At 59.6% G+C, this 1051-nt stretch carries 1 protein-coding gene; it reads left to right on the top strand.

The window, feature by feature from the left end; all coding sequences use genetic code 11:
• The first annotated feature begins 92 nt into the window (after nucleotides 1–92).
• Nucleotides 93–1041 (top strand): IS630 family transposase gene (locus NKH95_RS33365; RefSeq protein WP_031249521.1). Its coding sequence is split into 2 segments (ribosomal slippage): nucleotides 93–428 and nucleotides 430–1041, totalling 948 coding nucleotides; the frame shifts between segments, so codons are not numbered across the junction.
• Nucleotides 1042–1051 lie beyond the last annotated feature (10 nt).

The raw sequence follows: 1051 nt of genomic DNA, 5'->3' as shown, positions 1-1051 counted from the left end.
CTAGAGCGATTCCTATTTTGAGAGAATCGTAGGATTCCCAAAGCCGGATGTTTGTGATTCAAGATGCTGGCTGGATTGGAGGCCAGCATCTGATGACGCGAGCGCTTTCAAATGATCTTCGTGAGCGTGCAGTAGCGGCGGTTGGCGACGGGGAGACCTGCCGTGCGGTTGCCTCGCGCTTTGGCGTTGCGGTTTCCTCTGTAGTGAAGTGGTCGCAGCGTTACCGTGCCACTGGCTCGGTGGCGCCGGGCAAGATGGGCGGACATCGCAAGCGCGTCCTTGAGCCGCATCGGGCCTTCATTATGGAGCGGCTTAATCAGACCTCTGAACTGACGCTGCGTCGGCTGAAGGACGAGCTGGATGCTCGCGGGGTCAAGGTCTCGCACAATACGGTGTGGCTGTTCCTGCGCCGCGAAGGCCTGAGCTTCAAAAAAAACTCTGTTCGCCCTTGAGCAGGCGCGTGCCGATATTGCCCGCAGGCGCCAGCGATGGCGCTCTTGGCAAAGCGGTCTCGATCCACAGTGCCTGGTCTTCATCGATGAGACCTGGATCAAGACCAACATGGCTCCACTGCGAGGTTGGGGGCCGAAAGGCAAACGGCTGCGCGGCTTGGCTCCACACGGCCACTGGCGCACGCTGACCTTCCTCGGTGCACTACGCTGGGACCGGCTCGCAGCACCTTGCGTCTTCGACGGACCGATCAACGGCCAATGCTTCCGTGCTTATGTCGAGCAGCAGCTCATCACCGTGCTGAAGCCCGGCGACATCGTGGTCATGGATAACCTGGGAAGCCATAAGTCGGCGGCCATCAGGCAGACGATCAAAGCTGCCGGCGCCAGGCTTTGGTATCTGCCGCCCTACTCGCCGGACCTCAATCCGATCGAGCAGGCCTTCGCCAAGATCAAACACTGGATGCGACAAGCTCAGAAACGCACCGTCGAGGACACGTGGCGCCACATCGGCCACCTCGTCGAAACCATCGAGGCAGCCGAATGCAAGAACTACTTCGAAAACGCAGGCTACGCTTCCGTCAAAATATGAAACGCTCTAG

Origin of the sequence: Mesorhizobium sp. M0848 (assembly GCF_040319805.1) — a bacterium.
Classification (GTDB): Bacteria; Pseudomonadota; Alphaproteobacteria; order Rhizobiales; family Rhizobiaceae; genus Mesorhizobium.
This window is presented reverse-complemented; position numbering and strand designations above follow the sequence as displayed.